Genomic DNA, 26,743 nt, shown 5'->3' with positions numbered 1-26,743 from the left:
ATTGAATATATGCACTGCATCTCGCAGCAACAGTAGCCCCATTGGTCGTCGTTCCCGAGGGGCGACGTCTGCCTACCTTGTGTGCAGCCCTCTCACCCACTGCGGGCAGGCACGGGGCGAGAGGTGTTGCACATTCCGAGGCAACGAAATTGGACCCAGCTAGGTCACGTGCATCGTCTTGTCCTCAATGCGTACCGGCATGCCTGTTGGGGGAAAGGGGCAGGGATTGGCGAGAATGCATCCACGACTCATACGCGCCCGACGCGAGGGTTAGGATTGACGACTCATAGTGGTCAGTTGCGATAGATTGAATACACGCAACAGGTTGGACACTTCCAAACTGCCGGTACTACCGAAAGGGGCACCCACGCATGACCGTCTATACCGTCGCCTTGTCCAAGGGCGGCTCCACCAAGACCACCACGGCTGCAGAAATCGCAGCTGCTCTGGCTTCGGCTGGACGCCGGGTGTTGGCCATCGACCTGGACCAACAGGGAAACCTCACCACGCGACTCGGGCTCACCGATGACAGCGAAGTCACCGCGGTTGCTGCCGAGGTGCTGACCGGGGCAGCCACTGCCGCCGATGCCGCAGCACCGAGCCCGACTGTTCCGGGGGTGCATGTGCTGGCTGGCACCCATGATCTAGCTGACATGGACACCCACCAGGTTCCGGACCTGGTGACTGCCCTGCGCGATCACCTGCCCACCGTGGCGGACCGTTTCGATGACATCGTCATCGACACCCCGCCGGCGCTGTCCGGGCTGACCCTGGCGGGTTTAGCTGCTGCTGATGTGGTGGTAGCGGCGGTGGCCTGTGAGGTCGAGGCACTGGATCAGCTCACCCGACTCACTGACGTCATCGAAGCCCGCCTGGCCCGCCGGATCCGCCCTGGGTTGGCCGTGTCTTGGGTGGTGCCCACCCGCTATGACGGGCGCCGGACCCTGGATAAGGAGGTGGTGGAAATGCTCGAGGAGATGCACCCGGGCAAGGTCACCGCACCGGTGCGTGAGGCGGTGTCCGTGCGTGACGCCTACACCGCCGGGATGCCGGTGTCCGTCTATGACCCATCTTCTAAGGTCACCGCCGACTACAAAGCCGCCGTGTCCCCAATCATCGCCGTCAGCACAGGAGTTCGAGTCTGATGCCCGCCCGCAAGTCCCTCAAAGACCGCAACAAGGCCGCTATCACCGGGCCTCTCGAAGAACCCACCATGGAACCCGCAACCATGGTGTCTTCCGAGCCAGCTGCTGCCCCTGTGGTGGAAACGCAGGCAGGGTCAGTGGGGGAGCAGTCCATCTCGCAACCCGCCGTCGCCGAGCTGACAGAGGGGTCGACCGGAGCTGTGAGGAATGGTGGCACTGCGCGTCGGGCCCAGGCGCTGCCGGCTGGCACGGCTCGCCTAGGTCTGTATCTTCGCCAAGGCACCCTGGAGAGCGCTAAGTCCGCCTACGTGGCCGATCTGGACACCCTCACCGACCCGCCCAGCAGTTTCGCCCGCTGGATCGCAGGCGCGTTGGATGCCCATATCGGACGGACCCCCGCCGACCGAGCCCAACTAGCTGAAGTGCATCCGGACCCGGAGGAAGGCAACCGCGGAGTTAATCGCGCTTTCATTCTGCCCGTGGACACTATCGCTCGTATGGAAGAGACCACCGGCATCGACCGACGGGCCGGGCGTATGCAATCGGTGAGCCAACTGGCCGCCGAGGCCCTGCGCATCGCCATTCACGAAGCTAGAGAGCGCAACGGCGGCACCCTGCCGGTGGCCCCCAAGCGGTTGCCCAACAAGCCAACCCGCTAAGCAGGCAAACGAGTTCCATTAGCGCATGTATTGCGTCAAGTGAGTGCCCTGCATCCAGTGTGTATATTCAATCAATTGTTCCGTGTGAAGTCCGAATCGGATTGCTTGCTAGGCAATATGGGGCGCCTGGTGGGGGGAGACTTCGAGATCATGGACGACAGAGCCATCGCCACCCCGCCTGAGGGCGAGGTGGCGATGGCTCTAGTAGTGACCAGCATGTGCCGGTCGCCGCGGACCTCAGCTTGAAGACCGCGAAACGGGCTAGGGGAGGACGGTGACGTTCGCCGCCTGGGGGCCTTTGGGGCCGGCTTGGGTTTCGAACTCCACGTGGTCGCCTTCGTTGAGGGAGCGGAACCCGCTGGAGGCGATGGCGGAGTAGTGGGCGAACACGTCCTTGGAGCCGTCGTCGGGGGTGATGAAGCCGAAGCCCTTGTCGGCGTTGAACCACTTGACCACACCAGTAGTCATATCTTCTACCTGCTTCTGTTCTGCGATCTATCGAGCTTTCCGAGGTTCGGAGGGCTCGTGCACGTCAGGGACGCACGTTCCCCACCCTGGCAGAAAGGTCCGTCCCCGGACAGGGGCTGATCGCATTGCGACGCATGGACCACCCCGCCCCAGGGGTGGCAGTGATACCGCGCTGAGCGCTGTGCTGACCCGACGTGTGGCCTCCGGGCCGGCTCGCCGGCCCGGCCCCAGGGACCGCACAGGGCGGCGGGGGAGGGGTCGGGGCCCTGGCGGGGTCGTGACGGGGTAGCCCGGGCAGGGTGTGGCGGCGTGAAAAGCGTTGAGGTGCCGGTGTCAGGGTCGGGCGCAGGTCAGCGCCGGGCGCGGGCCGCGGCGCCGGGGTGGCCGGCGCTTAGCCGGGGTATGCCGGTCGGCAGAGGAGTCTCGGGCTTCGAGCAGGTGCTTGGCCCCGGCGAACAGGGTGGCCGCGATCAGCAGCACCCCGCCGTCGTTACCCAGCAGCAGGTCCGGGTCCACCACGATGGACGAGCACTTAGCCTTCAGGTCGTTGGTGACGCCTACGGTAAAGCCGGTCCCCCGGGCGGTGGCCGGGACGGTCTCCACCCGCTCCACGGCGGTGACCTCCACTTCGGGCAACTCATGTCCGGTGAGCCGGTAGTCGACCAGGGCTTGCTGTCCCAGGCTCAGCAACGCCGGCACCAGGGCGGTGAGTCCTCGCCTCGGGCGCGGCCAGGTCACTGGCCCGGTGCCCGCTCGGTGCTCCTGGAGGGGGGGCGGTGCTCTGGTGCTCAGCTACCCCGGCGCGGTGACACGCCCAGCGCCGGGGGCTGGGCCGCGCTATCGCCGGATCAGCGCGGTGGTGGCTGAGACTGGGACTGTCCCTCCCGCCCCGCATCCCGGAAGAACCGATGGCACCCACGCACAGCACGATCCCGACCCGCCTGCTGCCGGCCACGTTGCGGCCCATCCCGGCCACCACGGACTACGTATTGGGCGCCTACACCGCCACCCAGGAGGCCTACCCCGGGGCGGACCCGGCCCAGTGCCTTGAACTGCTCCTGGAGGGCACCGTCGTCGCGGTGGTCACCGAGGGTGACGGGGAACCGGAGGAACTGACGGTCCGGGGTGCCACCGAGCAGGAGCGCCAGCTGCGTGAGGAGCAGGTGGAGGCGTGGATCGGGGACTTCACCCGGGCCGGGCTGAGCTACCAGGAGGTCATCGGCGGCCGCCTCTATGAGGTCGGCTACGACCGGGAGCTGGTGGCCATCGCTTTGCTGGCCGAAGCGGAGCTCACCGCCAGGTTCGCCCAGGAGACCGACCGTTTCTACGCCGCCTCCCGGACCGCGGTGGCGCGCCAGGACTTCCATCCCCTGTCCGGGTCCTCCTCGATGACCGATGAGCAGATCCGCGAGCAGCTGGCCCACCACGGGGCCGAGGCCGTGTTCTGGTCCCCGGGCCAACACGCCTGGATCACCTGAGAACACCCAACGGGCGAGCTTGATTCAACAACGCTTCCGCCGGTTCCGGCATCGACTGTTCCATCTCGGGGCGATGCCCTCGGCCCCGCACCGTCTCCCCCCGGGAAATTGACCGGGCTGATCATGGACGAGCTGCCGCTGTTGATCTCCCTGACCGGTCTGCAGGCGGATGTGGTGGTCATCGACTGCCCCAACCGGCAGGGCGGGCCGCTGACCCTGTCGGCGTTGAACGCGGCGGACACCGTGGTCTACGCCGCCACAGCCACCAGTGACGGCATCGACGCAGGTGGACGGGGCCCGGCGCACGGTCGCTCAGTTCCGCCGGCACCGCCGGCACCTGGGCGCCCCGGACAACCTGACCGAGGCCGGCATCGTCGTCGGCGGGGTGAAAGAGACGATCATGAGCCGGGCGGCGGTGGCCAGCCTCGAGGAGCTGCGTGCCACGGGGTTGTTCTTGGAGCCGTTGATCCCGGACCGGGCCATCGTCCAGGAGGTACGGATATCGGGGGAGTGGTACGGCCAGTACCGCAAGGGCGCCCGGGTGCTGGAGGCTTACACCGCGATCGCGAAGCAGGTGCTGCGATGACCGACCAGCCCGAGCGTCCCGCCTCGCTGGCCCGCCGCCGGCCGCGCCCGGCCCCGGATGAGCACATCGACCCGGTCGACTACACACCCCGACCCGCCACCACACCCCAGCCCGTGGCACCGGTGGTGTCGTCCCCACCTGTGCAGACGGCACCGGCTACGGAACCCACGTCCGCGGCGCCGAAGCGCGGCCGGGGCCGGCCGCGCCGGGAACCCACGATCCAGCTCGGGGTGCGGGTGGCCCAAGACGTCTCCGATCTGATCGAGGAGCTCACCGAGCACGACGGCACCGCCCGTGCGGTGATCGAGAACGCCGTGCGCGCCTACGCCCAACAGATCAACCGATAACACCGGACCCCGATAGGGGAGGGGGTGGCTGCGGGCGGCTTTCCCATGGTCGGCGATGAAGGAACCCGGCTCACCGTTACTGGTGGGCCGGGTTCTCTTCTTCTGGGGACAGGCGGCGGGATGGGGCGGGTGGTCCCGTGGGTCTTCGAACGACGCGGGTGCCCGCGCCCGGTCCGAAAGCTGCCAGGGCCAACCCCCAGCAGGATCCGTTGTCGGGGGCCAAAGGGAGGACCAGCGCTGTCCAGGCTGGACGCGGGGCGTCCCGGGGGCACCGTGGCCGGGAACGGATCCTCAGCCCGTCACCGGCTGCTGATCGTGCGGAGGAGCCACGATGACGGGTCCCCGTGCTCGAGCCCTGCCCTGAGACATTCCCCGGTGATGCCACGGCCGTGACCGCCGGCATCAGAACCCGCTGTCTCGCAAGCACCCGGACAGGCCCGAGGGGGTGGCCGGTGGGGGAGTGGGGGATTACTGGGCGGCGTAGTAGGCGTCCTTGACGGACTGGTGGATGCGGCCGCGGTCGGAGACCTCGTAACCGTTCTCCTGCGCCCAGGCCCGGATTATTGCCGTCGCCGGTCGTGGCCGCGTTCGCCAGCACCACCGCGACCGCGATGACCATCATCAACGAGATTCTCTCGCGGCGGTCTGCCTTTCAAGCACCCAACCATGCCATACGATTTGCTGCTGACGCGGCCGAGTGAGCATTGACTCCACATGGCGACTCGCCATAAGAGATATTATGAGGGTTGCGCTAGGAAGGCTGTCGCTCTCAGGAAGTAGTGTTTGCAGCATGTCACTATCACGAATCGAGCGCTTCAGACTTAAGAGCCGTCTCGTCGAGGAAATGGATCGGGACCGCCTGAAGTGGAACATCCGTCGGCAAAACTTGCTTCTAACGGAGTTTGGGTTCCCAGCCCTTGAGGAGAAGTATAACTCCCCGGCGTTCGAGGAAGCCATTGCTAACATATCCGACTCTAATCTCATTGCGATTTACGAAGAGATCACGGGAGAGGATCCAGAGGAGTTTCGATACGCTGCCGCAGAAGATGATCCAGGTAACTGGAAGCCAGGATATGTGCGTTTATTCATATCTCACTCGGACTCGAAGAAAAACTTCGTCGGTGATGTTGCTAACGAGCTGGCTGTCGTTGGTATTCATGGTTTCGTTGCCCCTCATACCATGGCTTACAGCCAACCCTGGCAGGACCAGATCGAGCAGGCTCTGTGGTCGATGCAAGCTTTCGTGTCCATCGTTCATCCCGAATTCAAGGACAGCGCATGGTGTCACCAAGAGGTTGGTTGGGCACTTGGGCGTCGAGTGCACCGGTACGCCGTCCGCATGGGGAGTGATCCGGGCGGGTTCATCGAGCGAGAACAGTGGCCATCGAAGCCTGATGCATCCCCGAAAGAGGTCGCTGAGATCATTACCGACTGGGTGTCCGCCGTCCCGGAGCTTGGCGAAGCTATGAGCGATGGGCTGTTCGCATCGCTCGAAGCAGCGGGTGACTATGTCAGTGCGGAGGCGGCTGCACGGCGAATATCTGCCCTGGGGTCACTTAATAATGACCAATGGAATCGTCTCGACAAAATCTACTGGGAAAACGATCAGGTTCGCAATGGTGGCCTTCCGACCAGTGAACTTGAACCATTTTATAAAAAGCAAAAACGGGCATGGCCACCCCCCAAAACAGATTCCAAATAGTCTCTGTTCTAAACGACGCTGTTTTACAGTGTTCAGGTCGAGGCGTACTTGAGGGGTCTACGGAGCTGGTCGGCAAGCTTGACGATTACCGGACGAGCAAGAAAATCCCGATTCCTGCGACCAGGAGTAATCCGTAGAAGGGCGCTACGGACCATGACGACCAGACGGCCCACGAAGGGAACCAGCGACGCCCTAGCTGGACAAGCTTCTGCCCTGCCGAGGAGGAGGCTTCGATTGGGTCGTCAGCGTCGGAGGGGTCCATGGAAAAAAGCGGTATCGTCCGCGGTCCCTGACCTGAGCGATCCAGCCCTGCGACATCGTCGTAGAGCTTCCGGTATGCCTTCTCCTGACGGAGGTAGTTCGCATCGAGGAACGCAAAGACCAGAACCGCCATGATGCCTAAGAGTGCGACGGAGTCGGCTCTTTGGGTGAGGGCGTAGCCGTAGGCCGCAGTCACGACCGGGAGAAGCCAGGACTTCGTGTTCGAGGAAGCCGTCGACATGCGGGTGACGACCGCTTGGATAAACTCCAGGTGCTTCCGTCGGTCCTCATCGGAGGGGGTCACAGCCTTGGAGTCCTTCCAATTTCCTTGCGCAGCTTCTCCCATGCGTTGTCCTTCTCTGACTCGGAATAACTCGTCTCCGGGGGCCAAATCCGGCCAACCGCATCACCGCTCCATCTCGGCACGATGTGCACGTGCAGATGGAACACGGTCTGGGTAGCCACCTCACCGTTGGACTGGATGATGTTGAGACCCTCAGGCTCGACTGCTGTCCGCATCGCATGAGAGATGCGGACTACAGCCCTGGCTAGATGTGACGCTGTGTTCTCATCCAGATCCCAGACATCGGAGATGTGCTTCCTGGGCACAACCAACGTGTGACCGAGTGTCGCCGGCTCCAACGGGAAGAACGCCACCACATCCTCGTCTCGGTACACCTCACGAGCATCGGGATCTTCGCGCTGCACGATCTCGCAGAAGGGGCAGTCTTCTTGTATCACCACAGGCGGACCTTACCCTGACCGGACCATGTCTCCAGGTTCCGCACCAAGTTGTTGTAGGTGGCCTTCGAGTCGATGTTCCCCTGCCAATCCCTCTGTGTCGGGTCGAAGACAGGAACCCCGGACACACCTTCGGCCTTGTCGAAGGGATTGGCTCCCATCGAGTCGACCTTCCCCAGGGAGGACAGCCCATGGATGTAGATCCCAAGGAGCGGCTTCTTGTCCCTCCATGCCTTCTCGATCTCATAGATTACCCACTCCCGCGAGGCGGTCTGCTTGCCGATCAAAACGATGACCGCCTTCTTGTAGGACATCTGGTCATGGATCCAGCTCTCAATGGCCTGGTCTCCCTTGCGACGCACCTCCTCCCACTCCTGAGAGTTGAGCACGGGCTGCCCCTCAAGAGCATTGATGTTGCGAACGAGCTGCACCCGATGGACATCCTGCTCGTAGTGAAAGCTGTAGAAAACTGACTTAGCCATGGGGGATTCCTCTCCAGATTCTCGGCAACCTGGGGGTGTTGCCGTTCCCATGAGTCTGGACCACTACACCGACACGTTTGCAGATGACTACTAATCGAGTACTTGTTACCGCAGATTTTCCGCCGGCGGTCCTCTACTCCACTGTGCGCTCATGCCCGAGGAAGGGACGCCGCCGCGCCGCCGTCCCGTCCTCCGGGCCAGCTCGCAGGAGCGCTTATTTCAACTGGGGGCGGACCCTAGGGGGTTTCTCCGCGTGGGGCCCGAGAAAGGAAGGTTGCAACAGCGGGCGACTTTCCCATGGTTCAGGGCGCAGGAGCCGGGCTCACCGTTGCTGGTGGGCCGGGTGATCCCATGGGTCGTCGAACGACGCGGGTGCCTGCGCCCCTTCCGAAAGGAGCCAGGGCAGACCCCCAGCAGGGCCTGTTGTCGGACGCCAAAGGGACGACCGACGACCAGCGCGGTTCGGCCTGGACGCGGGGCGTCCCGGCGGCTCCGTGCCGGACAAGGGACGTCAGCTCGTTGCTGGTTACTCACAGTGAGGAGAGACCCTCACAGCGAGTAGCTCCCCGGGCTCGAGCCTTGCCCCGAGGAGTTCCGCTGCGATGCCGTGGCGGTGGCCCGCTAACACCAAGCGTTCGCTGTCTCGGGTCGGACGGGGAGCCCGGGGGCGTGTCCGGGTGGGGGAGTGGGGGCCTACTGGGCGGCGTAGTAAGCGTCCTTGACGGACTGGTGGATGCGGCCGCGGTCGGAGACCTGGTGACCGTTCTCCTTCGCCCAGGCCCGGATTTTCGCCGTCTCCGGGTTACCACCAGTGGAGGAACGGGGCCCGGTGGACCGGGCGGGCTTGGACTGGGCCCGCCGGCCAGCGGCCGCGTAAGGGCGCAGGGCCTCCCGCAGCTTCTCCGCATTGGCGGTGGAGAGGTCGATTTCGTACTGCCGGCCGTCCAGACCGAACTGGACGGTCTCCTCAGCAGGACCGCCTTCGAGGTCGTCCTCCAAAATGATCTGCACGCTCTGGGCCATCACAACACCTTTCCCATAATCTCGTCTTGTTCTGCGTTTAAGTGCGCCCACGGGTTGGGACGCTAGCACCAATTCATATTCCCGAATGCATTCTTAGGGAGGCCGGTGTGGCACCGACTGGGTGAGCGTCATTACGCAGTAGCTGACTCTACCGGTATTTTCCTGCCGGTGTCCTCGCCGAGAGAACGGCTCCTGTATGGGCACCATCCTCTTTTTCGAGGACTATAGATCCGAGTGGGGCCATACTTCGCATATGACCCGGGTCAGGTCCTGGCTCCTGGCGTGGATGGCGTCCTCGTCCCATTCCGCTTGGTGGTTCAGCACTACGGAACGATTGAGTACCAACAAGGTGAACTCTTCAATCAATGTTCTCTTGCCGCGGGTGTCACCCGCAGTGCCCGCATTCGCCTTGCGCACGTCGGAGTCCGTCCAGGGCCTATTGCTCAAGGTCGCATTGAGCTTGCGTGTGACAAGGGTCAGGTTGCCCAGTGTGTTGACGGCGATGTCCCGACGTGCTGCAGCCTCGGAATCTAAAGGAGGGTCCTCATCCCAGTGCCGTTGCCAGCCTTGGGGCATGAGATGCTCAACTTCGAGTTTGGCGGGCAGCGACACGTCCTCGCTATAACCGTGGGATCGCATATGCAGTTCCACTGCCTGCAACGCCATGCGAATGCGGCTTTGCCGGACGACACCGTACAGTCGCTTGGTCGGTAGTTCCTCGAGCATTTGCTCGTCGGAGGGCCATAGCGAAGTCTCGGTCGTCTGGGATTTGAGAAAATTCACGACTACCTCAGCAACGTGCTCATGAGGTGCTTGGTTCAGCTCCCGAAGCAAGACCACCATCAACTTGTTCACGCCCTTGGTGGTCAGGCGCAGCAGACTCCGGCGGATGGCCCAGCTTTCCAGGGCGATCAAAGCGATCTTTCGCGCTGGAGCTGAAACCTGGTGGTTCTCCGAGGTCAGCCACAGGAACACGGGGGTGGTAGCGGCTAGTTCCATGCCCTCGATGACGTTGCTGTAGAAGCGTCCCTCGGGAGTGTTGCTGGCAAGATCAGTGAAGTTTCGGAACGTGTCAGCGTCTTTGCGGAATTCCTGTAGTAGTGCTTCTGCTTCCGAGGTATTTGACATAGGTTTTTTGGCGAACTCGCGGAACGCTTTGAACGTATCATTCATCACCAGATCTTTACTGGTGCGCATTGTTAGCCAGTACTGAAGGAAAATGTCAATTCGCGAGCGGTACAGTCGACCCTGTGTGATTTCCTCACGCCACCAGTCCGCGTCGAATTCGCTCCAAAACTGGTCAGCCCACTGCTCGGTGTCGGCGCCTAGATCTTCGGCGCATTGGAAGACCCAGTTTTTGATCAAGTCTGCCTTCAGCAGGGGTGTCCCGCGGTCGTTGAGGGTCTCAAAGATAACTTGGTCGTCGTCGTTGAGTTCCAACTGGATTGCCACGACCATCAGTTGGTCCTGCAACGTAGCAGCCAGGGCCCGGACCCGTTCGTGCTGGCTCACCTGCGGGGCATCTTGGCCGTCGTCACTCTCTGCGTCGATCCATTGGGCGATGCGTTGCTGGAAAAACTTGTGAGCCTCCGCCACCCGATGACCGTCCGTATCAGCGTCGTGGCCGTCCATCACCCGCGCGAAAGCAGTGCGGTCTGCACGCGAGGGCCACAGCTTGAATCTCTTGTGGGTATTCTGAAACTTCTTCCTCTTCTTGTTTCGCACGAGCTCATCGAGAACTTCCTGCTCGTCCTCATAGTTGCGCTCACCGATGACCGATTCCGCGGCATCTAGAACTATTTGCAAGGTCGTCAACCGCTGTTGCCCATCAATCACCGAGTGCTCCGTAACATCACCAGCAACAGCCGGACCGGACTTGAATACGACGGCGCCGAGGAAATGGGATGTGAAATCAGGTCCCGGGCTTTCGATTTCCTTCGCCTTGAGAAGACGTAGACATATGCGCTCGATGTCTTGCCACAGTGGCTCCCACTGATCTTCTTCCGACCACACGTAAGGCCGCTGGAACGGCGGGATCGTGTACTGAACCGGTGCCGAGAACAGCTCACGGGGTGACAGCGCGTTGGCCTTCACAAAATCTCCTGTGCGGGGTGACTCGGGGCCTGAGACCAGGATGGACGCTTATCACTCTATGCGGCGTGCGACGCAGTGGTGTGGACGGTTATGAGCTCCCGACCGGTAGATTCGATGGTGCCCCCAGTGCAGTCGAGTAGTAGGAGTGACCCGGTGACGACTTCGGTCCATGAGGTGATGGCGGCGTTCCGTCAGGAGCGCACCAACTACGACCGGGGGGCGAAGTTCGAGGAGCTGATGGTCCGCTACTTCGAGCTGGACCCGATCTACTCCTCCACTTTTGACCGGGTGATGCGCTGGTCGGACTGGGAGGGCCGCAATGGCCAACCCGACACCGGCATCGACCTGGTGGCCCGGCATCGGGGGGATGGGTCGTGGACGGCGATCCAGTGCAAGTTCTACGAACCGCACCACTTGCAGGCACCCGTACAAACGGCTAACCCACTCGGGTTTGAGCGGGCCGCCCCAAAGGCCGCAATAGTTCTGGCGACCGACGTAGAAATCCGCCACTTGAGTAGAGGAAAAGGATAATATATTGCCATGGAACGGAGGGGGCATGGTTATGCGTCTAGGCAACATCTACGCCAGGAGGAAAGGGGCATCATAATACATTACGATACTGCTGGCCCCAACATTATTCAGGCTAGTTCAGTCGATCCCGCCAACCTTAAATTACGCCCCCGCCCTTTAAAACAATTATTCCGTGTAGCGCCCAATCAATTAAGGGCTGAGTATGAGCGGTAAAGCATCCGATCAGTCCGTTGTCGGCAAGGAACTTGTAAGCTTTAGTGTTACCGGAGCAAATTTTCTCGCCGAGCCAGCGCGCCATGCCTTTGACCTAAAAGTGAAAAATTATGCAACGGAGCTCCTTGATGAGGCCAGTCGATATGAGGCTTCGCATAGGGCCGAAACGTCTCAGGTGCCTCAATATACGACTGCCCATATCTCTGACGCAGAAAGAATTGTCCGGAACCGAGGCATAATTGCTCCGCCAATGCCCAAATACATAATTTTCGCAAGAATAGCCCAATATATAATGGCAATTGCGGTAGGGGTCACCAGTGCCTTCATGACACAAAATGATCCGATGCTGTTTTCCAGGGGTGTTTGGATAGCGATGTTCGCTGCATGTCTCACAATTGGCATCGCTGCCATCGTTGTTACGGTTATTTATGACTCAAAAGGGGGACGCAAGTGAACGCTGGAGCTGAAGAGCATGCCGCAACGCCCCAGCTGACCCAGAATGCTGCGAAAATTCTGAGTCAACTATTGGATGAACATCGCGCGCGAGTGATCGAAAAGGCCATGCTGAACTCGTCGCATGATGTGTTAACCGAAACAGATATACTGTCTGCGTTCAACGATATTACTACCGAGTTAACCAGCGAAAAAAGGGTTGACTTTGACAACACGGGAGGAGCTCTCTCTCAACGGCTTCCCACTAGGACTAGTGCTGTCCTTATAACTGTCTTACTAGTCGCGGCCTTTGCCAACATACTTTTTCTTACTTTTGTGTTTTTCCGTGCCTCGCGGGACTTGATTTCCTCAGACATAGTCTGGTCTGTATTATCTTTGGTCGCCGCTCTAATTGCTGCCGGAGTGGCGTTCAGTAGTAGCTTGAGCCATTCCCGGCGTAAGGAAGCAGTGCTGAGGGAGCTTGCGCTCAGGGAAGCGCTACATAAAGGTCTTTATGATGCGGAAACAGTTTATAAAAATATTTATGAGGCACGGGTCAACGCGCAGCATCACACCAGTTCGGACAAAGAGATGAGCGAGGCTGAAGTTCAGTTCACTTTTATTAACCGCTGGAGGCACATTGAGGAGGGTATCCGGAAAATATCAGAGCGCAATGCATTGGGTAGTGATCAAAAGTTGAATGCGCCCATAGGGATGTTGATAAATAGACTCCACCAAGAAGGCATTGCAGACGCCGAACTTTCACTGGATATCCGCCGAGCACTTGCAATCCGCAACTTGGTCGTACATGGCAAATCAGCTTCCATGGACGAAATGCGTGATGGCCTTGGCCTTCTCGAATCTATTAGCGATCGACTCGATCGATTAATGCGTGCATCTCATTGATATGGATATCAATATATCGAGTTATCGTCGGTGGCACGGCATGACAAACGGCGTATCGCAAGGAAAGGTTTGCGGTGCACTTGGTGCCTTCACCATCTACGGGGCTGCGACCCGCAGATGTGTCTTACCCTTCTACACGGAGTCGCAGGAAGAATGTGGTGGCCAGGGATCAAGGCCTGCGCTTACACGCTAGCAGGGATGTGGGAGGGAAGGGACATGGCCGCTAGTGGTCCCACCCCCTGGCGCGCCCAGTTCACCCGTCAGTCGGTCACTACGAGCTGTGTGTGGCCAAGGAACGGTGTGCCTCAAAATTAGTCGCAGTCTTGGCGTTATGGGCGGCACAGACCTTGCCGTTGAGCCGATTTACGGCAGCGCTGAGGTTTTCCGTTTCGGTAGGGCGGCCATGGGACACCCGGCCAGCGGAATCAACAACGATGTAAGCCCACTCAAATAAGGCATCACAGCCTAGGGCGCAGATCAGCATTGCGGCCGCGGTGAAGTCAGTGCGCTCCTCTTCGGTGCACAGGTTCCGGGGCTTGATGTGGCCGGCGATAAGCAAACGTGCGGGCAGCACTTCACCACAGATTGAGCAGGGCGCTACGATGCGTCCTTGTAACAGGTGTTGGCGCAAATAGGCTTGTTCGCGGCGAACCGCTCCCTGAGCCTTCCCATCGGTTTCTTCTTCCCCCCATGAGGTTGCAGGGCGCCCCAGTATGCTTTCCTCGTTCGCCACGTCTGACGGGAGAGAGACACCAACCTCCTGCAGCAGCCGCAGGCCTTCTTCGTTACTTAACGGTGAGGCATACTTGAGCGCTGGCACGCCCTTATAGGTGAGCGGGCCAGGGGAGCCGTGGTTGATCAGCTCAGCCACGCGTTGCCACGGGATCTCCAAGTCGAGCTTCAGCGGTTCCACCCGGATCCGCCACCCTTCATTGAACTTTTTTTCCCGGTGTCCGCGGGGCCGGGATGCGGGTTCCCACTCTTCACTTACCCGACTCACGGCGCGAAGAAAAGGGCCGGAGTAGTGGAATACGATGTCTCCGCGCCGCATCTCCTTTAGACACACCCGGCTTTGAGGCAGAGCGCCGCTGTCGGTGGGGCGACTCCACAGGATGCGCTGTTCCATTACGAGGGGGAATTTGTTGCCTTGGCTCGCCCACCAGTACCTCACTCTGATTCTCCAACTGTCGTATTCGTCTATCGCGTGCAGGGGCTGCAGTAAGCACCGTGGGTGCTTTCTGCAGCGGTGCCCTTAGGGAACCTGTATGAGTTTTGCAGAATGGATGGCCCGCATGCGGTACAGGACCAGACGAGTATCGGTCATCGGCATCCCTGAAGCCGGACGCAGAGCCAGAGGGTTGCGTACCGCCTTGTCCACTGGGATCTGCCTGGGGTGATTCTGCGGTCCCTGGATGGGCTGGAGTCCTCTGACCGGTAGATTCGATGGTGCCCCCAGTGCAGTCGAGTAGTAGGAGTGACCCGGTGACGACTTCGGTCCATGAGGTGATGGCGGCGTTCCGTCAGGAGCGCACCAACTACGACCGGGGGGCGAAGTTCGAGGAGCTGATGGTCCGCTACTTCGAGCTGGACCCGATCTACTCCTCCACTTTTGACCGGGTGATGCGCTGGTCGGACTGGGAGGGCCGCAATGGCCAACCCGACACCGGCATCGACCTGGTGGCCCGGCATCGGGGGGATGGGTCGTGGACGGCGATCCAGTGCAAGTTCTACGAACCGCACCACTACGTGTCCAAGGCCGACATCGACTCGTTTCTGGCCGCCTCGGGCAAGGAAGGGTTCTCCAACCGGATCATCGTCTCCACCACCGAGCACTGGGGCGGCAACGCCGAGGAGACGATCAAGGAGCAGGCGATCCCGGTGCAGCGGATCGGGCTGTCGGAGATCGCAGCGGCCCCGATCGACTGGCACGTGGCCTGGCCGGCCGAGGACCAGCTCGAGGTCGATCTCAAGCCGGCAGCCAAGCACCAGCCGCGCCCGCACCAGCAGGAGGCGATCGAGAAGGTCACCGCCGGCTTCACCGCCCACGACCGGGGCAAGCTGATTATGGCCTGCGGCACGGGGAAGACCTTCACCTCCCTGAAGCTGGTGGAGACCATGGCCGCCACCGCACGGGAGCAGGGGCGAACCGGGGCGTTCCGGGTGCTGTTCTTGGTGCCGTCGATCTCCTTGATGTCTCAGACGCTGCGGGAGTGGACCGGCCAGACGGCGATGCCGATGGCCTCTTATGCGGTGTGCTCGGACACCAAGGCCTCCCGGGCAGCCGAGGACATCTCCACGGTGGATGTGGTGATCCCGGTGACCACCGACGCCACCAAGCTGGCCCACGCCATCACGGGAGAGGTGGGAGAGCCGGAGGTCTCGGTGGTGTTCTCCACCTACCAGTCCCTGCCCGTCATCCACGACGCCCAGGCCCAGGGGGCGCCGGGGTTCGATCTGATCGTCTGCGATGAAGCCCACCGCACCACCGGGGCCACCCTGGCCGGGGTGGACGAGTCGAACTTCGTGAAAATCCACGACGCCGACTACATCACCGGGTCCAAGCGGTTGTACATGACGGCGACCCCGCGGATCTTCGCCGAGGAGACCAAGGCCAAGGCCACTGAGAACGCCGCGGTGCTCACCTCCATGGACGACGAGAGCGTCTACGGCCCGGAGTTCCACCGCCTGGGCTTCGGGGATGCGGTCGGGCGGGGGTTGCTGACCGACTACAAGGTGCTCGTGCTCACCGTTGATGAGGAGTACATCGCCGGGCCGCTGCAGCGGCAGCTGGCCGATGAGAACCACGAGCTCACCCTGGATGATGCCACCCGGATCGTGGGGTGCTGGAACGGGTTGGCCAAGCGCACCGGCCACAATGGCGCCGGCGGCTTCGGAGCGGGGGAGAAGCCGATGCAGCGGGCGGTGGCGTTCCTGCGGGACATCAAGACCTCCAAGCGTCTGGCCGGGGCCTTCGAGGAGGTCATCGACGCCTACGAGGCGGCCGGCGACAACATTCTGCGGTGTTCGGTGGAGCACGTGGACGGGACCTACAACGCCCTGGAACGCAATCACCGCCTGGACTGGCTGAAGGCCCCGGTCCCGGAGGGGGAGTGCCGGATCCTCTCCAACGCGCGGTGCTTGTCCGAGGGTGTGGACGTCCCTGCCCTGGATGCGGTGATGTTCCTGAACCCGCGCAACTCCGTGGTCGACGTCATCCAGTCCGTGGGCCGGGTCATGCGCAAAGCACCCGACAAGGACTACGGGTACATCATCCTGCCCGTGGCCGTGCCGGCCGGGATGGCCCCGGAACAGGCGTTGGCGGACAACCAGCGGTTCAAGGTCGTCTGGCAGGTCCTCCAGGCCCTGCGGGCCCACGACGACCGGTTCAACGCCATGGTCAACAAGCTGGACCTCAACAAGAGCAAGGCTCCCGACAACCTCCTCACTGTCCATGTCGGCCCCGGCGAGAGCGACGACGAATACACCGACAAGACCACCACCGACCAGGAGCAGGAGGACGCCCTGCGCCGCGGCGTCCAGGGGATGCTCAACCTCGAACTGGAGTGGCGCGACGCCGTCTACGCGAAGATCGTGGACAAGGTCGGCACCCGCACCTACTGGGAGGACTGGGCCAAAGACGTCGCCGACATCGCCGGCGCCCAGCACACCCGCATCCGCGCCCTCGTCGACCAGGCTGATGACGAGGTGGCCGAGCAGTTCGCCGCCTTCGTGAAGGGCCTGCAAGAAAACCTCAACGACAGCATCAACGCCGAAGCAGCGATCTCGATGCTCTCCCAGCACCTGATCACCAAGCCGGTCTTCGATGCCCTGTTCGAGGGCTACGACTTCGCCGCCCACAACCCGGTCTCCATCGTCATGGACACCATGGCCACCGCCCTCGAAGGCAAGGGTCTGGATGCGGAGACCGAAAAACTGGCCGGCTTCTACGCGTCCGTCAGGATGCGCGCGGCAGGGGTCGACAACGCCGAGGGCAAGCAGCGCATCATCGCCGAGCTCTACGAAAAGTTCTTCAAACTCGGCTTCCGCAAACAGGCCGACGCACTGGGCATCGTCTACACCCCCACCGAAGTCGTCGACTTCATCCTCCGGGCCGCCGACGACGTCTCCCGGACCGAGTTCGGCCGCGGCCTCACTGACGAGGGCGTGCATATCCTCGACCCGTTCACCGGGACCGGGACCTTCATCACCCGGCTGCTGCAGTCAGGCATCATCAGCGAGCACGACCTGGCACGGAAGTACGCCTCCGAGCTGCACGCCAACGAAATCATGCTGCTGGCCTACTACATCGCAGCCGTCAACATCGAAGCCACCTACCACGGCATCGCCGGCGGCGACTACCGGCCGTTCGAGGGCATCGTGCTGACCGATACCTTTCAGATGTCCGAGGACGAGGACACCCTCGACACCGAAATGTTCACGGCCAACAACGACCGCGCCGCAACCCAGCTCGAGGCCCCGATCAAGGTAATCGTCGGAAACCCGCCCTACTCGGTCGGCCAGACCAGCGCCAACGACAACAACGCCAACATCAAATACACGTCCTTGGACGCGGCAATCGAGCGCACGTACGCGGCACGCTCCACTGCCACGCTCAAGACCAGCCTCTACGACTCCTACATCCGCGCCATTCGCTGGGCTACCGACCGTATCGGCGACTCCGGCGTCATCGCCTACGTCACCAACGGTGGCTGGATCGACTCCAACACTGCCGACGGTCTCCGCCTGACCTTGGCGGAAGAGTTTTCCAGCCTCTACGTCTTCAACTTGCGGGGCAACCAGCGGACCGCTGGCGAACAGTCGCGCAAGGAAGGTGGTAAGATTTTCGGCTCTGGCAGTCGCAACACCGTCGCCGTCCTGATTGCCGTCAAGAATCCTGCCCACAACGGCTCCTGCGTCATCTACTACCGGGACATAGGCGACTACCTCACCCGCGAAGAAAAGCTCGACATCATCGAGCAGTCCACCCTGTACGAAATTGACTGGGATGCTATCGAACCCAATGAGGCAGGGGACTGGACCAGTCAGCGCAACACCGACTTCATGACATACCCAACTATCGGCGACAAGAAAGCCAAGGACGGGCAGCTCGCCATATTCCGTTCATACTCTGCGGGACTGAAGACAAGTCGTGATGCTTGGTGCTACAACTTTTCATCGGAGAAACTGACCAGAAATGTCCGGAGCATGATTAATTTCTACAATTCGGAAGTGGATAAGTTTCAAAGACTTGGGCGGCAGCCCGATTCGACACCGGATGTCGAAAAGATGATCGACTTCGATTCATCCAAATTTAGCTGGGATCGTATTAATAAGGCCGACGTGCTGCGGGGTCGTTACGGAAAATTTGATCCGGAAGGAATTCGGGAGGGCATATACCGCCCCTTCATGAGAGAGAAACTTTACTTCGATCCGAAACAGCAGTTTAATAACTGCACATATCAATTGCCGACTATTTATCCAACCGCCAGGCATGAAAATTATGGATTCTACCTGAATGGGATTCATGCAACTTCTCGGTTCGCGTGTCTCATGTTGGACTCCATGCCATGCTTGGATTTATACGGCAAGGCAGGGCAGTTCTTTCCTCGTTGGGTCTACGAAAAAGTAAATAATTCTGAAGGGCAACTAGATCTTGGCGGCACGAACGGCAACATCGACCAGTATGGGTATCGGCGGGTCGATAACATTACTGATGAGATCCTCGCCGACTACCGCTCTTCCTTCGGCTCACCCGTCACCAAAGATGATGTCTTCTACTACGTCTACGGCCTGCTGTACTCTCCGGACTACCGCTCCATGTATGCGGCGGATCTAACGAAGATGCTCCCGCGCATTCCCAAGGTGTCTAGCGCTAAGGAATTCCAGACCTTTGCCGACACCGGTCGGCAGCTGGCCGATTTGCACCTGGGATACGAGGCAGTAGAACCGTATCCACTGACTGAGGTCGTCAAGGACGGTGCTCCGTCGAATCCCATGGATCTCTACAGGGTCACCAAAATGAACTACGGGGCTGGTAAGGATAGAACCAAGCTCGTCTACAACCCATGGATCACGCTCGAACGTATCCCCATTGAGGCCCATGAGTACATGCTTGGACCTCGATCTGCGATTGATTGGCTGATCGATCGGTATCAGGTCAAGGTAGATAAGAAGTCCGGGATCACCAATGATCCCAACCACTGGGCCACTGAAAACTCCGACCCCCGCTACATTATCGATCTCATTGGACGAGTGACTACGGTCAGTGTCCGCACGATGGAGCTCGTCTCTCAGCTTCCGGAGTTGCAGACTGCAAATTCTTGATCATCACTCCGACAAAGACACCCAGCGCTGTATGTTGGAAAAGCTCACCACATCGTCGTCGGCGTTCCAATGGAACTCCATGGCCGCAGCGAAGGAGTAGAGCAGCGCCTGTGCTGATTCCTCCCACGCCCGCGCATGGAAGCGACGTTGTGCAAGCTAATGGACGGTACGATCGGTCTCGTTCAGGCCGCTCTGACGGTCCATGCGGCGTTGCAGTGCTCGGGCTCGGGGAAGGTGTTGCCGGTGACGAGTGGTGCGCGGAGGTCCTGGAGAGCTCGCGTAAGGTGAACTAAGCTGTTGACAACGGCGTGGTGGTCACTAGTGCTATCGCGGCGTTGAGGGCTCCGGAACGAGCAAGGGGCGCGGATGCTGTGAACATCCACGCCCCTCGTCCTGGCGTCTCTTAGAACACCAGAGGGATGACAACCGGGGCAGCCACCACACCCAGCTTCATGATCTCCAGCGTCAACTGGAGGAGAAGCATGGAATGGTGACGCGCCCGGCGGATGCACGCTTCGCAGACATGTTCCGCCATTGGTTGCGCCTCCTTCCTCGAAGGCACCCGCTCATGAGCACCCAGCTCGGAGCGGGTGCTGTTTTTAACCAACGAGAGGCGTTCTCGCTGCCTCCCATCGTAAGGACCGCGGTGATCAGGTGCTCCTGATCGGCCTTCCGCTCGGGTGTGGCACTCCATCCCGACTCAACGCAATGTGAATCGTTCGGAGCGTTCACCCCCACACCCAAGATCTGGCTTTCCGGAACGCCTCATCTGGTCCGCTCCCAGGATACTGGTGCTCAGACGGTGAGCCGGCCGAGGGCCCGGCTGCGCAGCAGGTGGTCCTGTCCGTCCACGAGCACAATCATCTCGTCTGGGGACAGGTACGGGTCCTTGTCGAACACGATCTATCCCATCGTGGATTCCTTCTTGGGATGGCGCTTGTGCGAGGCCTCCGTGAGCTGCGGGCGTTCCCGCACGGGGACCCCGGCCTTTCGCGCGTACAGCATCACGGTGGACAGGCAGCGCAGCCAGGGGGAGGTGAGCACCCGCTCGGGGGACCATGCCCGGAGCAGCCGGGTCACGGCGAGGGCCTGGCGCTTGCCGGTCGCGGCCAGCGGCCGGTCGCCCTCGGCCCGGGACCAGGACGAGCGGGGCTTCGCCTTGGCATGGCGCACGACGACCGCCCGCCGTGCGCCGGGGCCGAACTTCGCGGCCCAGTAGTGCACGTCCTTGCACCCGTCCTTGACGTCGTAGCGGATCGTGGGCAGGGGCACGCCCAGGCGCGGGAGCAGGCCGATCTCCTCGCTGACCTCCCGGTGGGCGGTCTCGGGCAGCGTCTCGCCGTCGTCCTGCTTGCCCTTGGGGAAGGACCAGTCGTCGTAGCGCGGCCGGTGTATGAACTGCTGGTGGTGTCCGAGGAGTAGCGGGCCAGCAGCCGCACGAGCGCCTCCGCCTGGTGGGGGTCCGTGATCCGCACCAGCGTCTCCACCCGGCGGTCCAGGTTGCGGTGCATCATGTCCGCCGAGCCGATGTAGACCAGGGGCTCGTCGGCGTTGCAGAAGGCGAAGACCCGGGAGTGCTCCAGGAACCGGCCCAGCACCGAGCGGACCCGGATGTTCTCGCTCAGCCCCGGCACCCCGGGGCGCAGGGCGCAGATCCCGCGGACCACCACGTCGACGGGCACCCCGGCCTGCGACGCGCGGTAGAGGGCGTCGATCACGGCCTCGTCCACGATCGAGTTGCACTTGACCTGGATCCGGGCCGGCCGGCCGGCCCGGTGGTGGCGGATCTCGGCCTCGACCAGGTCGATGAGCCCGGAGCGCACCGAGCGCGGCGCCACGAGCAGGCGCTGGAACGTGGTCTTGGGGGCGTAGCCGGAGAGCTGGTTGAACAGCCTCGAGACGTCCTCGCCCACCTCGGGGTCGCACGTGAGCAGGCCCAGGTCCTCGTAGAAGCGCGCGGTGGAGGGGTGGTAGTTGCCGGTGCCGATGTGCACGTACCGGCGCAGCCCGTGCTCCTCCTGGCGGACCACGAGGGAGAGCTTGCAGTGGGTCTTCAGGCCCACGATGCCGTAGACCACGTGCACCCCGGCCTGCTCGAGCTTCCGGGCCCAGGAGATGTTGGCCTGCTCGTCGAAGCGGGCTTTGATCTCCACGAGGGCCAGCACCTGCTTGCCGGCCTCGGCGGCGTCGATGAGCGCGTCCACGATGGGGGAGTCGCCCGAGGTCCGGTACAGGGTCTGCTTGATCGCCTGGACCCTCGGGTCCGCGGCGGCCTGCTCCAGGAAGGCCTGGACGCTGGTGGCGAACGAGTCGTAGGGGTGGTGCAGCAGCACGTCCCGGGCCCGGGTCGCGGCGAAGACGTCCGCGGCCTTGGCGGTCTCCGCGGCGTTGAGGTAGCGGGAGGTGTGGGCCACGTGGCGGGAGTAGTGCAGCTCCGGGCGGTCGATGCCGGCGATGACCCCCAGCCCGCGCAGGTCCAGCGGGGCGGGCAGCCGGTAGATCTCGGACTCGTCGATGCCCAGCTCGGAGACGAGCAGCTCGAGCACCTCCGTGCTGATGCTGTCCGTGACCTCCAGGCGCACCGCGGGACCGAAGCAGAGAAGGGGAGGAGCGTTACGCCCCTCCCCTTCTAGAAAACTCTATGTACTTTTCCCTGTTGAATCATGTCTACCAAATAAGTACCCACAAATTAACGCAACAATTGCAATTATCTGACTAGTCGCGCCGCTTTCAGTAACTAAGCAAAACAGCAAAAGACCAATAAGGCCAATGATCAAAAGCAATCGCATCTTGTCATGCGGTGACCAAGTCGCTGGTTTTTTAAGTGGGACATCAAGCGGTAGATATGAAGATTCGTTGGGGGATTCATCGATAGGATCGATCTTTGCGTTTCTAAGGGGACATTGTGCGCCTTCTTCTATCTGGTCGGGACTGCGATAAGCTATTTTAGGATCCCCTTGGCGGATGGAAGCTTTAGTACCTTTTTTTCCACCAAGGCTGTTCGGGCCGTCCGGTCTCATGTGTGTAGCCTTTCTTGTTTAACGAAAAACAACCCTTTCGGCTTCATTTGTGTCAGGATCTCGAACATAAATTAACTTTCCGTCGCGCTGGGCATCCTCAATAAATTTGTGAGTGCTGATTGCGCGACGAAGAACTTCCGTCACGGTTACAGAGTCTGAAGCCGCCATGCCACGAAGTGCTTCAAGCACTTGATCAGAAAGGTTTACCGAAATCTTCTGGAAGCCGGTTGCCATGAAGGTAAATCTCCTAACGAGCTATTTTAGGTCGCGGGTTTTTTGTGCCGAGGGGGGAGAGCGGTTGGATATCATGGCAACCTCCTGACATACTCCGTATGGATAGCGTATGCAAAGGAGTCTCATGATCCCACCCCCTGGCATAACGATTGGGGTGTTGTCGCGGGTTGGAATACGAGGCAGAGAGGCACTTGGTGGGCGGTCATGTGAGGTTGGCCAGGCGATGGTCACTCGAGACACGGCATGTGGGGATCTCGCATCCTATGGGTTGTGAGGCGCTTTGGTTGTGAGACGGCCAGGGATGTGACTGTTGGAAACAGATGGCGGCGTTCTGACAGAGATAAATGGCGGCCGCGGGACTCTCGAGGCGGCAGTGCGCCGAGCTGCGCACTGCTTGGTCTGCTTCTCGGTCGGGCCCCCGCTCACGCCATCGGCAGCATGGTGCCCGCCGTCATTTATCGCCACCTCCTCCCCGGTGGGGCGTGGCGGGTCGGTGTCCGGGTGCGGGTCGTCGTAAAACAAGGAGCGTTGCTACGTCCCCCGTGCCAGGAGATCCCCGTGAGTACTGTGTCCGGCTTTGATCCCACTACCGCCGGCGCTCCGAGATCCATCTCCGGCGCCGCCGCGGAGGGCCTTCCGCAGGAGCTCGAGGAAGTCCTGGCCCTGGGATACCGCCAGGGGGAGGGCATGCAGGAGCTACGCCGCTGCCTGGATGAGTTGGCTGGCGACCCTGTCCTCGGTCGGGACCACCCCGACGTCGTCACGGCCCGCGGACACCTTGCGCACTGGACCTGGCAGGCGGGCGACATCGCCCAGGCGCGTGAGTTGTTCGCCGCCTTGGTCCCGGACGTCGAACGCATCTTGGGGCCGGAGCATCGGCGTGCTCTCGACGTCCGGCGCCGCTGGGCCGCTTGCACCGGCTGGTCCGGTGCCCCAGCAGCGGCTCGCAATCTCTATGCCGAGCTCATCCCTGTCGCCGAGCGTTCCCTGGGGACCGAGCACCGCGACGTGGTGAACATGAGACGTGAGTTCGCCGCGTTCACCGGGCAGGCCGGCGACCGTGCCGGGGCCCGGGACCTCTACCTCGACCTCATCCCCATCGCCGAGCGCGTCCTGGGGCCGGACCACATCGACACTCTTTCCGCCCGGATGTACCTGGCAGCCTGCACCGAGGTGGCCGGTGACCCTGCTGGAGCCCAGGAGCTCTACGCTGCCCTGCTCCCCGACATGGAGCGCGCCCTGGGACCCCAACATCCGCGCACCCGTTACGTTCGCCGCACCATCGATGACTGGGCCGCCAAACACAAGACCGCCCACCCCTGATCGGATCACGGGCATGCCTGGGCCCACGGGGGCGCGTACCAAGAAGTCGGCCAACTCCTTCGAAAATCTCCAGAGGTGAACTCATGTACGGACGCACTGATGAGCAGTGGGAACAACTCCGCGAATCCGCCGAGTACTATCTCGTGACGGTTGCCAAGACCCGCTGCACGACGGACTACAGCACGCTGAACCACGTCATCGCCGAGGAAAACGACCTCCCGCCCTTCGACTTCTCCCAGCAACCCGGCCGCGACGCCATCGGGCAGCTGCTGGTGGAGATCTCGGAAAAAACCCACGCCGAGCACGGCATCCTGCTCACAGCCCTGGTCATGCACAAAGGCAGTTCCCATCTGGGCGGGGGCTTCTACAAGCTCGCGGCCAAGCTCGGGCGGATGCCCGAGAACCCGACGGCGACCCAGAAGGAGAAGGCTCTGAGCCAACTCACCACCGAGGTGCACGAGCACTACGCTCGTCCCAAAACCATCATTTGAGTCCCAAACGCCCGCGAAACCGGTTCGAAGCCGCTAAGGTGCCGTCGTTTTTCGAAGTCGACTACACGACCGCGCCATCACAAGCCCGATGATGCAGTCGACGTCGTATTACACCGGGTTTCCGCGGCGGCATGGCCGAGTCGGAGCCAGCCAGGGAGTCGCTGAAGCGCGTGAAACCTGGCGAAAGGCGAGACGGCGTATCGCGAGGCTTGGGTTACGCGGCACATTCATGGCTGTCTGTTTCCTGCGCTTTCCGCAAGAGCCGAGCGACCTCCGGTGTCATAGAGTAGCGCTCACCGTCCCACCCCCAGATGTAGTGCCAAAGCTTGCCGCTAGGGGTGGTGTACATCGGAAGGCCCGCGCGGCGGATTGCCTTCCCCACGCCTCCGAGAACGCCTGCGACGCCCGCCGTGCCTTTCGGGTGCGAGATGGCCTTGGCAATCTCCTCCGGAGGGAAATGCGCAACCTCGTCACCAGTCGCTCGGATCATGTGAAGGAGAACCACATGTCCCTTTGGCGAGATCTTATCCCATAAGGTCGCGGCAATTGCTGGAGCTTCATCGGTCTCAACCCAGGAGGGGATGGTCCCCGACTGCACCAGGGTGGGCGCATCGGGGTTAGGGACGTCGGCGACGAATTCTCCAAAACGGATGTAAAACTCATCAACACGGTGGTCAGGGACATGGACGGTAATCGGAATGAGCATGTGACTTCTCCAAGCTAGGTTGCAACGTAGGTTGATGCCCTGAGCATGGCTTCTCGTGTTTCGAAAGTCAAGGGAGGTTGCAACCTCCCTCGACGTCGGTGGTGTCGTACTGCACCGCCGCAGGGCCCCAACCGGCGGAGTCTCGATGGGCTCAGCTACTGGGCCCTTCGAGCCTGTCTCGTGTCCTAGGGGTTGCGCGACGACTTAGCTGCCAGACGCGAGCCAGTACGAGGGGATGCGCGCCCTGGTGCCAGCTTGGAGTGCTTGACCCCGTGGCAGTGTTAGGAGATCCTGACAGTGTCAGGGTTTCATGACACCTTGGGGGTGGACGTGCTTGAGCGCGATGGACAGCAGGGCGTGACGGCGCCGCACGCGGCATGGGAGCTGGGGGCGGCTCTGGCTGATCATTCCGTGCCGGTGGACGACCGTGATGGGGTGGCGGTGGCGCAGTTCTTACGCATGGCGGCCGATGCATGGGCGGCTGCCAAAACCGATGAAGCCGCCGACCGAGCCTTGGAGCGAGTACGGTTCCTGCGCCTGTTGGAACGCGGGGCCGGCGTGGCGCTGCACGATGCCGTGGAGGACGCCCGGGGGAGCGGGGCCTCGTGGGCCGGGGTCGGGTGGGCGTTGAGCACCTCCCGGCAGAGCGCCTATGAGCGGTTCACCGGCTGACGCTGTCTCTGGTGGGGGTTCGGCGGCGGGTGAGACCGAGTCTTAGAGGCTTTCGGAGCGTTGGTTCGTCTCGCAGGTCATGGGATGCGAGACGTCTCGTCCGGAAAATTTGCTCCCGCGAGTTTGCGCGGTCCGGCATGTCTCACATCCTTGTGCTTTATCCATGCCTCTAGAATTCGATACTCAACGTTGGTTGCGAGACAGATGGGGTGGACATGGGGAAGCTGATCGGGTATGCCCGGGTATCGACACGGCAGCAAGACGCCGACCGTCAAGTGTCTGACCTGTTGAATGCCGGCGTGCGGCGCGATGACATCTATGTCGACAGTGGAGTGTCTGGAGGGCGTGCGTCCCGTCCCGCCTTTGACAAGGCGGTGGCCGCCCTCGAGGAGGGCGATACGTTGGTCATCACCACATTGGACCGGTTGGGGCGATCGACGCAGAACATGCTGGCCTTCGCCGAAGCACTGCGGGGCAGAGGTGCCGGGCTGCGGGTGCTCAATCTGGGTGGGGGAGACGTGGACACCGCCACCCCGATGGGATCGATGGTCTTCACCGTCATGGCCGCGTTGGCGCAGATGGAGCTGGAGATCAAACGGGAGCGGATCACCGACTCGGTGGCCAAACGCCGGGCCGCCGGCAAGGACCTCGGCGGGCGGCGCCAGACCTTCACCGACTCCCAGATCCGCAACGCCCTGCGCCTGATTGACGGCGGGGAACCGGCCACCCAAGTCGCCCGGGACCTGGGCATGTCCCGGGCCACCCTCTACCGGCGGATCCGTGAATTGCCCATGCCGGTGATCTGAGCACGCCCTGTCCCTGGATCAGGGGATGCGCCCCCCTTCGTCGGCCTCGCGCCGTGCGGATCATGAGCGCCGCACTGGCCTCGGGGGTCCTTCGACGCG

The 26,743-nt window shown here is 61.8% G+C and carries 24 protein-coding genes and 4 pseudogenes; 14 read left to right on the top strand and 14 right to left on the bottom strand.

The window, feature by feature from the left end:
• Positions 1-371: 371 nt before the first annotated feature.
• The gene (locus ACZ2G1_RS18395; RefSeq protein ID WP_290467963.1) at positions 372-1,145 is read left to right on the top strand and encodes a ParA family protein; all 774 of its coding nucleotides are present in this window, start codon (positions 372-374) and stop codon (positions 1,143-1,145) included.
• Positions 1,145-1,804, top strand: a complete 660-nt coding sequence (locus tag ACZ2G1_RS18390; protein ID WP_470377854.1) for a hypothetical protein — start codon at positions 1,145-1,147, stop codon at positions 1,802-1,804. Before ACZ2G1_RS18395 ends, ACZ2G1_RS18390 begins: the two co-directional genes overlap by 1 nt.
• 261 nt (positions 1,805-2,065) lie before the next feature.
• Here ACZ2G1_RS18390 and ACZ2G1_RS18385 read toward each other — a convergent pair whose 3' ends face one another.
• Entirely contained in the window at positions 2,066-2,272 is a 207-nt protein-coding gene (locus ACZ2G1_RS18385; protein ID WP_277552625.1) for a cold-shock protein, read from the bottom strand.
• Positions 2,273-2,605: 333 nt separating this feature from the next.
• Positions 2,606-2,962, bottom strand: a complete 357-nt coding sequence (locus ACZ2G1_RS18380; protein WP_470377853.1) for a hypothetical protein — start codon at positions 2,960-2,962, stop codon at positions 2,606-2,608.
• Between the two features lie 218 nt (positions 2,963-3,180).
• Here ACZ2G1_RS18380 and ACZ2G1_RS18375 point away from each other — a divergent pair, with 218 nt between their 5' ends.
• The 3 genes from ACZ2G1_RS18375 (at position 3,181) to ACZ2G1_RS18365 (ending at position 4,683) form a co-directional block, all read left to right on the top strand.
• Entirely contained in the window at positions 3,181-3,750 is a 570-nt protein-coding gene (locus tag ACZ2G1_RS18375) for a hypothetical protein (RefSeq protein ID WP_470377852.1), read from the top strand.
• 268 nt (positions 3,751-4,018) lie between these two features.
• The gene (locus ACZ2G1_RS18370) at positions 4,019-4,336 is read left to right on the top strand and encodes a hypothetical protein (RefSeq protein WP_470377851.1); all 318 of its coding nucleotides are present in this window, start codon (positions 4,019-4,021) and stop codon (positions 4,334-4,336) included.
• Complete coding sequence (locus ACZ2G1_RS18365) at positions 4,333-4,683, top strand: hypothetical protein (RefSeq protein WP_470377850.1); 351 nt, start codon at positions 4,333-4,335, stop codon at positions 4,681-4,683. The genes ACZ2G1_RS18370 and ACZ2G1_RS18365 overlap by 4 nt, the downstream gene beginning before the upstream one ends.
• Positions 4,684-5,151: 468 nt before the next feature.
• Here the strand turns inward: ACZ2G1_RS18365 and ACZ2G1_RS18360 are convergent.
• Positions 5,152-5,259: pseudogene (locus tag ACZ2G1_RS18360) on the bottom strand (Lsr2 family DNA-binding protein); the annotation flags it as partial.
• 214 nt (positions 5,260-5,473) lie between these two features.
• On the opposite strand from ACZ2G1_RS18360, the gene ACZ2G1_RS18355 reads away from it, so the two are divergent.
• Positions 5,474-6,385, top strand: coding sequence for a toll/interleukin-1 receptor domain-containing protein (locus ACZ2G1_RS18355; protein WP_470377849.1), 912 nt, complete (start codon positions 5,474-5,476; stop codon positions 6,383-6,385).
• An 85-nt stretch (positions 6,386-6,470) separates the two neighbouring features.
• Here ACZ2G1_RS18355 and ACZ2G1_RS18350 read toward each other — a convergent pair whose 3' ends face one another.
• The 5 genes from ACZ2G1_RS18350 to ACZ2G1_RS18330 form a co-directional block, all read right to left on the bottom strand.
• A complete protein-coding gene (locus tag ACZ2G1_RS18350; protein WP_470377848.1) occupies positions 6,471-6,950 on the bottom strand; it encodes a hypothetical protein in 480 nt (159 codons plus the stop codon).
• On the bottom strand, positions 6,947-7,390 hold the full coding sequence (locus ACZ2G1_RS18345; RefSeq protein ID WP_470377847.1) for an HIT family protein: 444 nt from the start codon (positions 7,388-7,390) through the stop codon (positions 6,947-6,949). The genes ACZ2G1_RS18350 and ACZ2G1_RS18345 overlap by 4 nt, the downstream gene beginning before the upstream one ends.
• Positions 7,384-7,869 (bottom strand): TIR domain-containing protein, encoded by a 486-nt coding sequence (locus ACZ2G1_RS18340; protein ID WP_470377846.1) that lies wholly within the window; start codon positions 7,867-7,869, stop codon positions 7,384-7,386. The genes ACZ2G1_RS18345 and ACZ2G1_RS18340 overlap by 7 nt, the downstream gene beginning before the upstream one ends.
• Before the next feature lie 693 nt (positions 7,870-8,562).
• Positions 8,563-8,892: a histone-like nucleoid-structuring protein Lsr2 gene (locus ACZ2G1_RS18335; RefSeq protein WP_470377845.1), complete on the bottom strand. Its 330-nt coding sequence runs from the start codon at positions 8,890-8,892 to the stop codon at positions 8,563-8,565.
• A 222-nt stretch (positions 8,893-9,114) separates the two neighbouring features.
• Entirely contained in the window at positions 9,115-10,986 is a 1,872-nt protein-coding gene (locus ACZ2G1_RS18330; RefSeq protein ID WP_470377844.1) for a DUF262 domain-containing protein, read from the bottom strand.
• A gap of 114 nt (positions 10,987-11,100) precedes the next feature.
• Here ACZ2G1_RS18330 and ACZ2G1_RS18325 point away from each other — a divergent pair.
• The 3 genes and pseudogenes from ACZ2G1_RS18325 to ACZ2G1_RS18315 all read left to right on the top strand — a co-directional run.
• A pseudogene (locus ACZ2G1_RS18325) lies at positions 11,101-11,409 on the top strand (restriction endonuclease); the annotation flags it as partial.
• Between the two features lie 310 nt (positions 11,410-11,719).
• Positions 11,720-12,184 carry a hypothetical protein gene (locus ACZ2G1_RS18320; protein ID WP_470377843.1) on the top strand — a complete coding sequence of 155 codons (465 nt, stop codon included), beginning with the start codon at positions 11,720-11,722 and terminating at the stop codon, positions 12,182-12,184.
• Positions 12,181-13,068 (top strand): hypothetical protein, encoded by an 888-nt coding sequence (locus ACZ2G1_RS18315; protein WP_470377842.1) that lies wholly within the window; start codon positions 12,181-12,183, stop codon positions 13,066-13,068. The genes ACZ2G1_RS18320 and ACZ2G1_RS18315 overlap by 4 nt, the downstream gene beginning before the upstream one ends.
• A gap of 271 nt (positions 13,069-13,339) precedes the next feature.
• On the opposite strand, the gene ACZ2G1_RS18310 is transcribed toward ACZ2G1_RS18315, so the two are convergent.
• Complete coding sequence (locus ACZ2G1_RS18310) at positions 13,340-14,194, bottom strand: hypothetical protein (protein ID WP_470377841.1); 855 nt, start codon at positions 14,192-14,194, stop codon at positions 13,340-13,342.
• A gap of 317 nt (positions 14,195-14,511) precedes the next feature.
• Here ACZ2G1_RS18310 and ACZ2G1_RS18305 point away from each other — a divergent pair, with 317 nt between their 5' ends.
• A complete protein-coding gene (locus ACZ2G1_RS18305) occupies positions 14,512-19,392 on the top strand; it encodes a DEAD/DEAH box helicase (protein WP_470377840.1) in 4,881 nt (1,626 codons plus the stop codon).
• Between the two features lie 921 nt (positions 19,393-20,313).
• Here ACZ2G1_RS18305 and ACZ2G1_RS18300 read toward each other — a convergent pair.
• The 4 genes and pseudogenes from ACZ2G1_RS18300 to ACZ2G1_RS18285 all read right to left on the bottom strand — a co-directional run.
• Positions 20,314-20,787 (bottom strand): annotated as a pseudogene (locus ACZ2G1_RS18300) (histidine phosphatase family protein); the annotation flags it as partial.
• 8 nt (positions 20,788-20,795) lie between these two features.
• A pseudogene (gene ppk1, locus ACZ2G1_RS18295) lies at positions 20,796-21,986 on the bottom strand (polyphosphate kinase 1); the annotation flags it as partial.
• Between the two features lie 45 nt (positions 21,987-22,031).
• Entirely contained in the window at positions 22,032-22,412 is a 381-nt protein-coding gene (locus ACZ2G1_RS18290; RefSeq protein ID WP_470377839.1) for a hypothetical protein, read from the bottom strand.
• Positions 22,413-22,430: 18 nt separating this feature from the next.
• On the bottom strand, positions 22,431-22,646 hold the full coding sequence (locus ACZ2G1_RS18285; protein WP_470377838.1) for a hypothetical protein: 216 nt from the start codon (positions 22,644-22,646) through the stop codon (positions 22,431-22,433).
• A gap of 558 nt (positions 22,647-23,204) precedes the next feature.
• On the opposite strand from ACZ2G1_RS18285, the gene ACZ2G1_RS18280 reads away from it, so the two are divergent.
• Both ACZ2G1_RS18280 and ACZ2G1_RS18275 read left to right on the top strand, forming a co-directional pair.
• Entirely contained in the window at positions 23,205-23,969 is a 765-nt protein-coding gene (locus tag ACZ2G1_RS18280) for a tetratricopeptide repeat protein (protein WP_470377837.1), read from the top strand.
• Positions 23,970-24,052: 83 nt separating this feature from the next.
• Positions 24,053-24,460: a hypothetical protein gene (locus ACZ2G1_RS18275; protein ID WP_470377836.1), complete on the top strand. Its 408-nt coding sequence runs from the start codon at positions 24,053-24,055 to the stop codon at positions 24,458-24,460.
• Positions 24,461-24,674: 214 nt separating this feature from the next.
• Here ACZ2G1_RS18275 and ACZ2G1_RS18270 read toward each other — a convergent pair whose 3' ends face one another.
• The gene (locus ACZ2G1_RS18270) at positions 24,675-25,166 is read right to left on the bottom strand and encodes a DUF6416 domain-containing protein (RefSeq protein ID WP_470377835.1); all 492 of its coding nucleotides are present in this window, start codon (positions 25,164-25,166) and stop codon (positions 24,675-24,677) included.
• A gap of 324 nt (positions 25,167-25,490) precedes the next feature.
• On the opposite strand from ACZ2G1_RS18270, the gene ACZ2G1_RS18265 reads away from it, so the two are divergent.
• Together ACZ2G1_RS18265 and ACZ2G1_RS18260 are read left to right on the top strand one after the other, a co-directional pair.
• A complete protein-coding gene (locus ACZ2G1_RS18265) occupies positions 25,491-25,838 on the top strand; it encodes a hypothetical protein (protein ID WP_470377834.1) in 348 nt (115 codons plus the stop codon).
• 215 nt (positions 25,839-26,053) lie between these two features.
• Complete coding sequence (locus tag ACZ2G1_RS18260; protein WP_470377833.1) at positions 26,054-26,644, top strand: recombinase family protein; 591 nt, start codon at positions 26,054-26,056, stop codon at positions 26,642-26,644.
• Positions 26,645-26,743: the final 99 nt, after the last annotated feature.

Source organism: Kocuria sp. KKT182 (genome assembly GCF_055635395.1).
This window is presented reverse-complemented; position numbering and strand designations above follow the sequence as displayed.

What these genes read in the sequence shown, in the direction of transcription:
- ACZ2G1_RS18385 (WP_277552625.1), bottom strand. Translation starts at nt 2,272, where the DNA reads ATGACTACTGGTGTGGTCAAGTGGTTCAACGCCGACAAGGGCTTCGGC.
- ACZ2G1_RS18270 (WP_470377835.1), bottom strand. Translation starts at nt 25,166, where the DNA reads ATGCTCATTCCGATTACCGTCCATGTCCCTGACCACCGTGTTGATGAG.
- ACZ2G1_RS18365 (WP_470377850.1), top strand. Translation starts at nt 4,333, where the DNA reads ATGACCGACCAGCCCGAGCGTCCCGCCTCGCTGGCCCGCCGCCGGCCG.
- ACZ2G1_RS18285 (WP_470377838.1), bottom strand. Translation starts at nt 22,646, where the DNA reads ATGGCAACCGGCTTCCAGAAGATTTCGGTAAACCTTTCTGATCAAGTG.
- ACZ2G1_RS18375 (WP_470377852.1), top strand. Translation starts at nt 3,181, where the DNA reads ATGGCACCCACGCACAGCACGATCCCGACCCGCCTGCTGCCGGCCACG.
- ACZ2G1_RS18320 (WP_470377843.1), top strand. Translation starts at nt 11,720, where the DNA reads ATGAGCGGTAAAGCATCCGATCAGTCCGTTGTCGGCAAGGAACTTGTA.
- ACZ2G1_RS18355 (WP_470377849.1), top strand. Translation starts at nt 5,474, where the DNA reads ATGTCACTATCACGAATCGAGCGCTTCAGACTTAAGAGCCGTCTCGTC.
- ACZ2G1_RS18290 (WP_470377839.1), bottom strand. Translation starts at nt 22,412, where the DNA reads ATGAGACCGGACGGCCCGAACAGCCTTGGTGGAAAAAAAGGTACTAAA.
- ACZ2G1_RS18340 (WP_470377846.1), bottom strand. Translation starts at nt 7,869, where the DNA reads ATGGCTAAGTCAGTTTTCTACAGCTTTCACTACGAGCAGGATGTCCAT.
- ACZ2G1_RS18305 (WP_470377840.1), top strand. Translation starts at nt 14,512, where the DNA reads ATGGTGCCCCCAGTGCAGTCGAGTAGTAGGAGTGACCCGGTGACGACT.
- ACZ2G1_RS18275 (WP_470377836.1), top strand. Translation starts at nt 24,053, where the DNA reads ATGTACGGACGCACTGATGAGCAGTGGGAACAACTCCGCGAATCCGCC.
- ACZ2G1_RS18390 (WP_470377854.1), top strand. Translation starts at nt 1,145, where the DNA reads ATGCCCGCCCGCAAGTCCCTCAAAGACCGCAACAAGGCCGCTATCACC.
- ACZ2G1_RS18310 (WP_470377841.1), bottom strand. Translation starts at nt 14,194, where the DNA reads ATGGAACAGCGCATCCTGTGGAGTCGCCCCACCGACAGCGGCGCTCTG.
- ACZ2G1_RS18260 (WP_470377833.1), top strand. Translation starts at nt 26,054, where the DNA reads ATGGGGAAGCTGATCGGGTATGCCCGGGTATCGACACGGCAGCAAGAC.
- ACZ2G1_RS18395 (WP_290467963.1), top strand. Translation starts at nt 372, where the DNA reads ATGACCGTCTATACCGTCGCCTTGTCCAAGGGCGGCTCCACCAAGACC.
- ACZ2G1_RS18335 (WP_470377845.1), bottom strand. Translation starts at nt 8,892, where the DNA reads ATGGCCCAGAGCGTGCAGATCATTTTGGAGGACGACCTCGAAGGCGGT.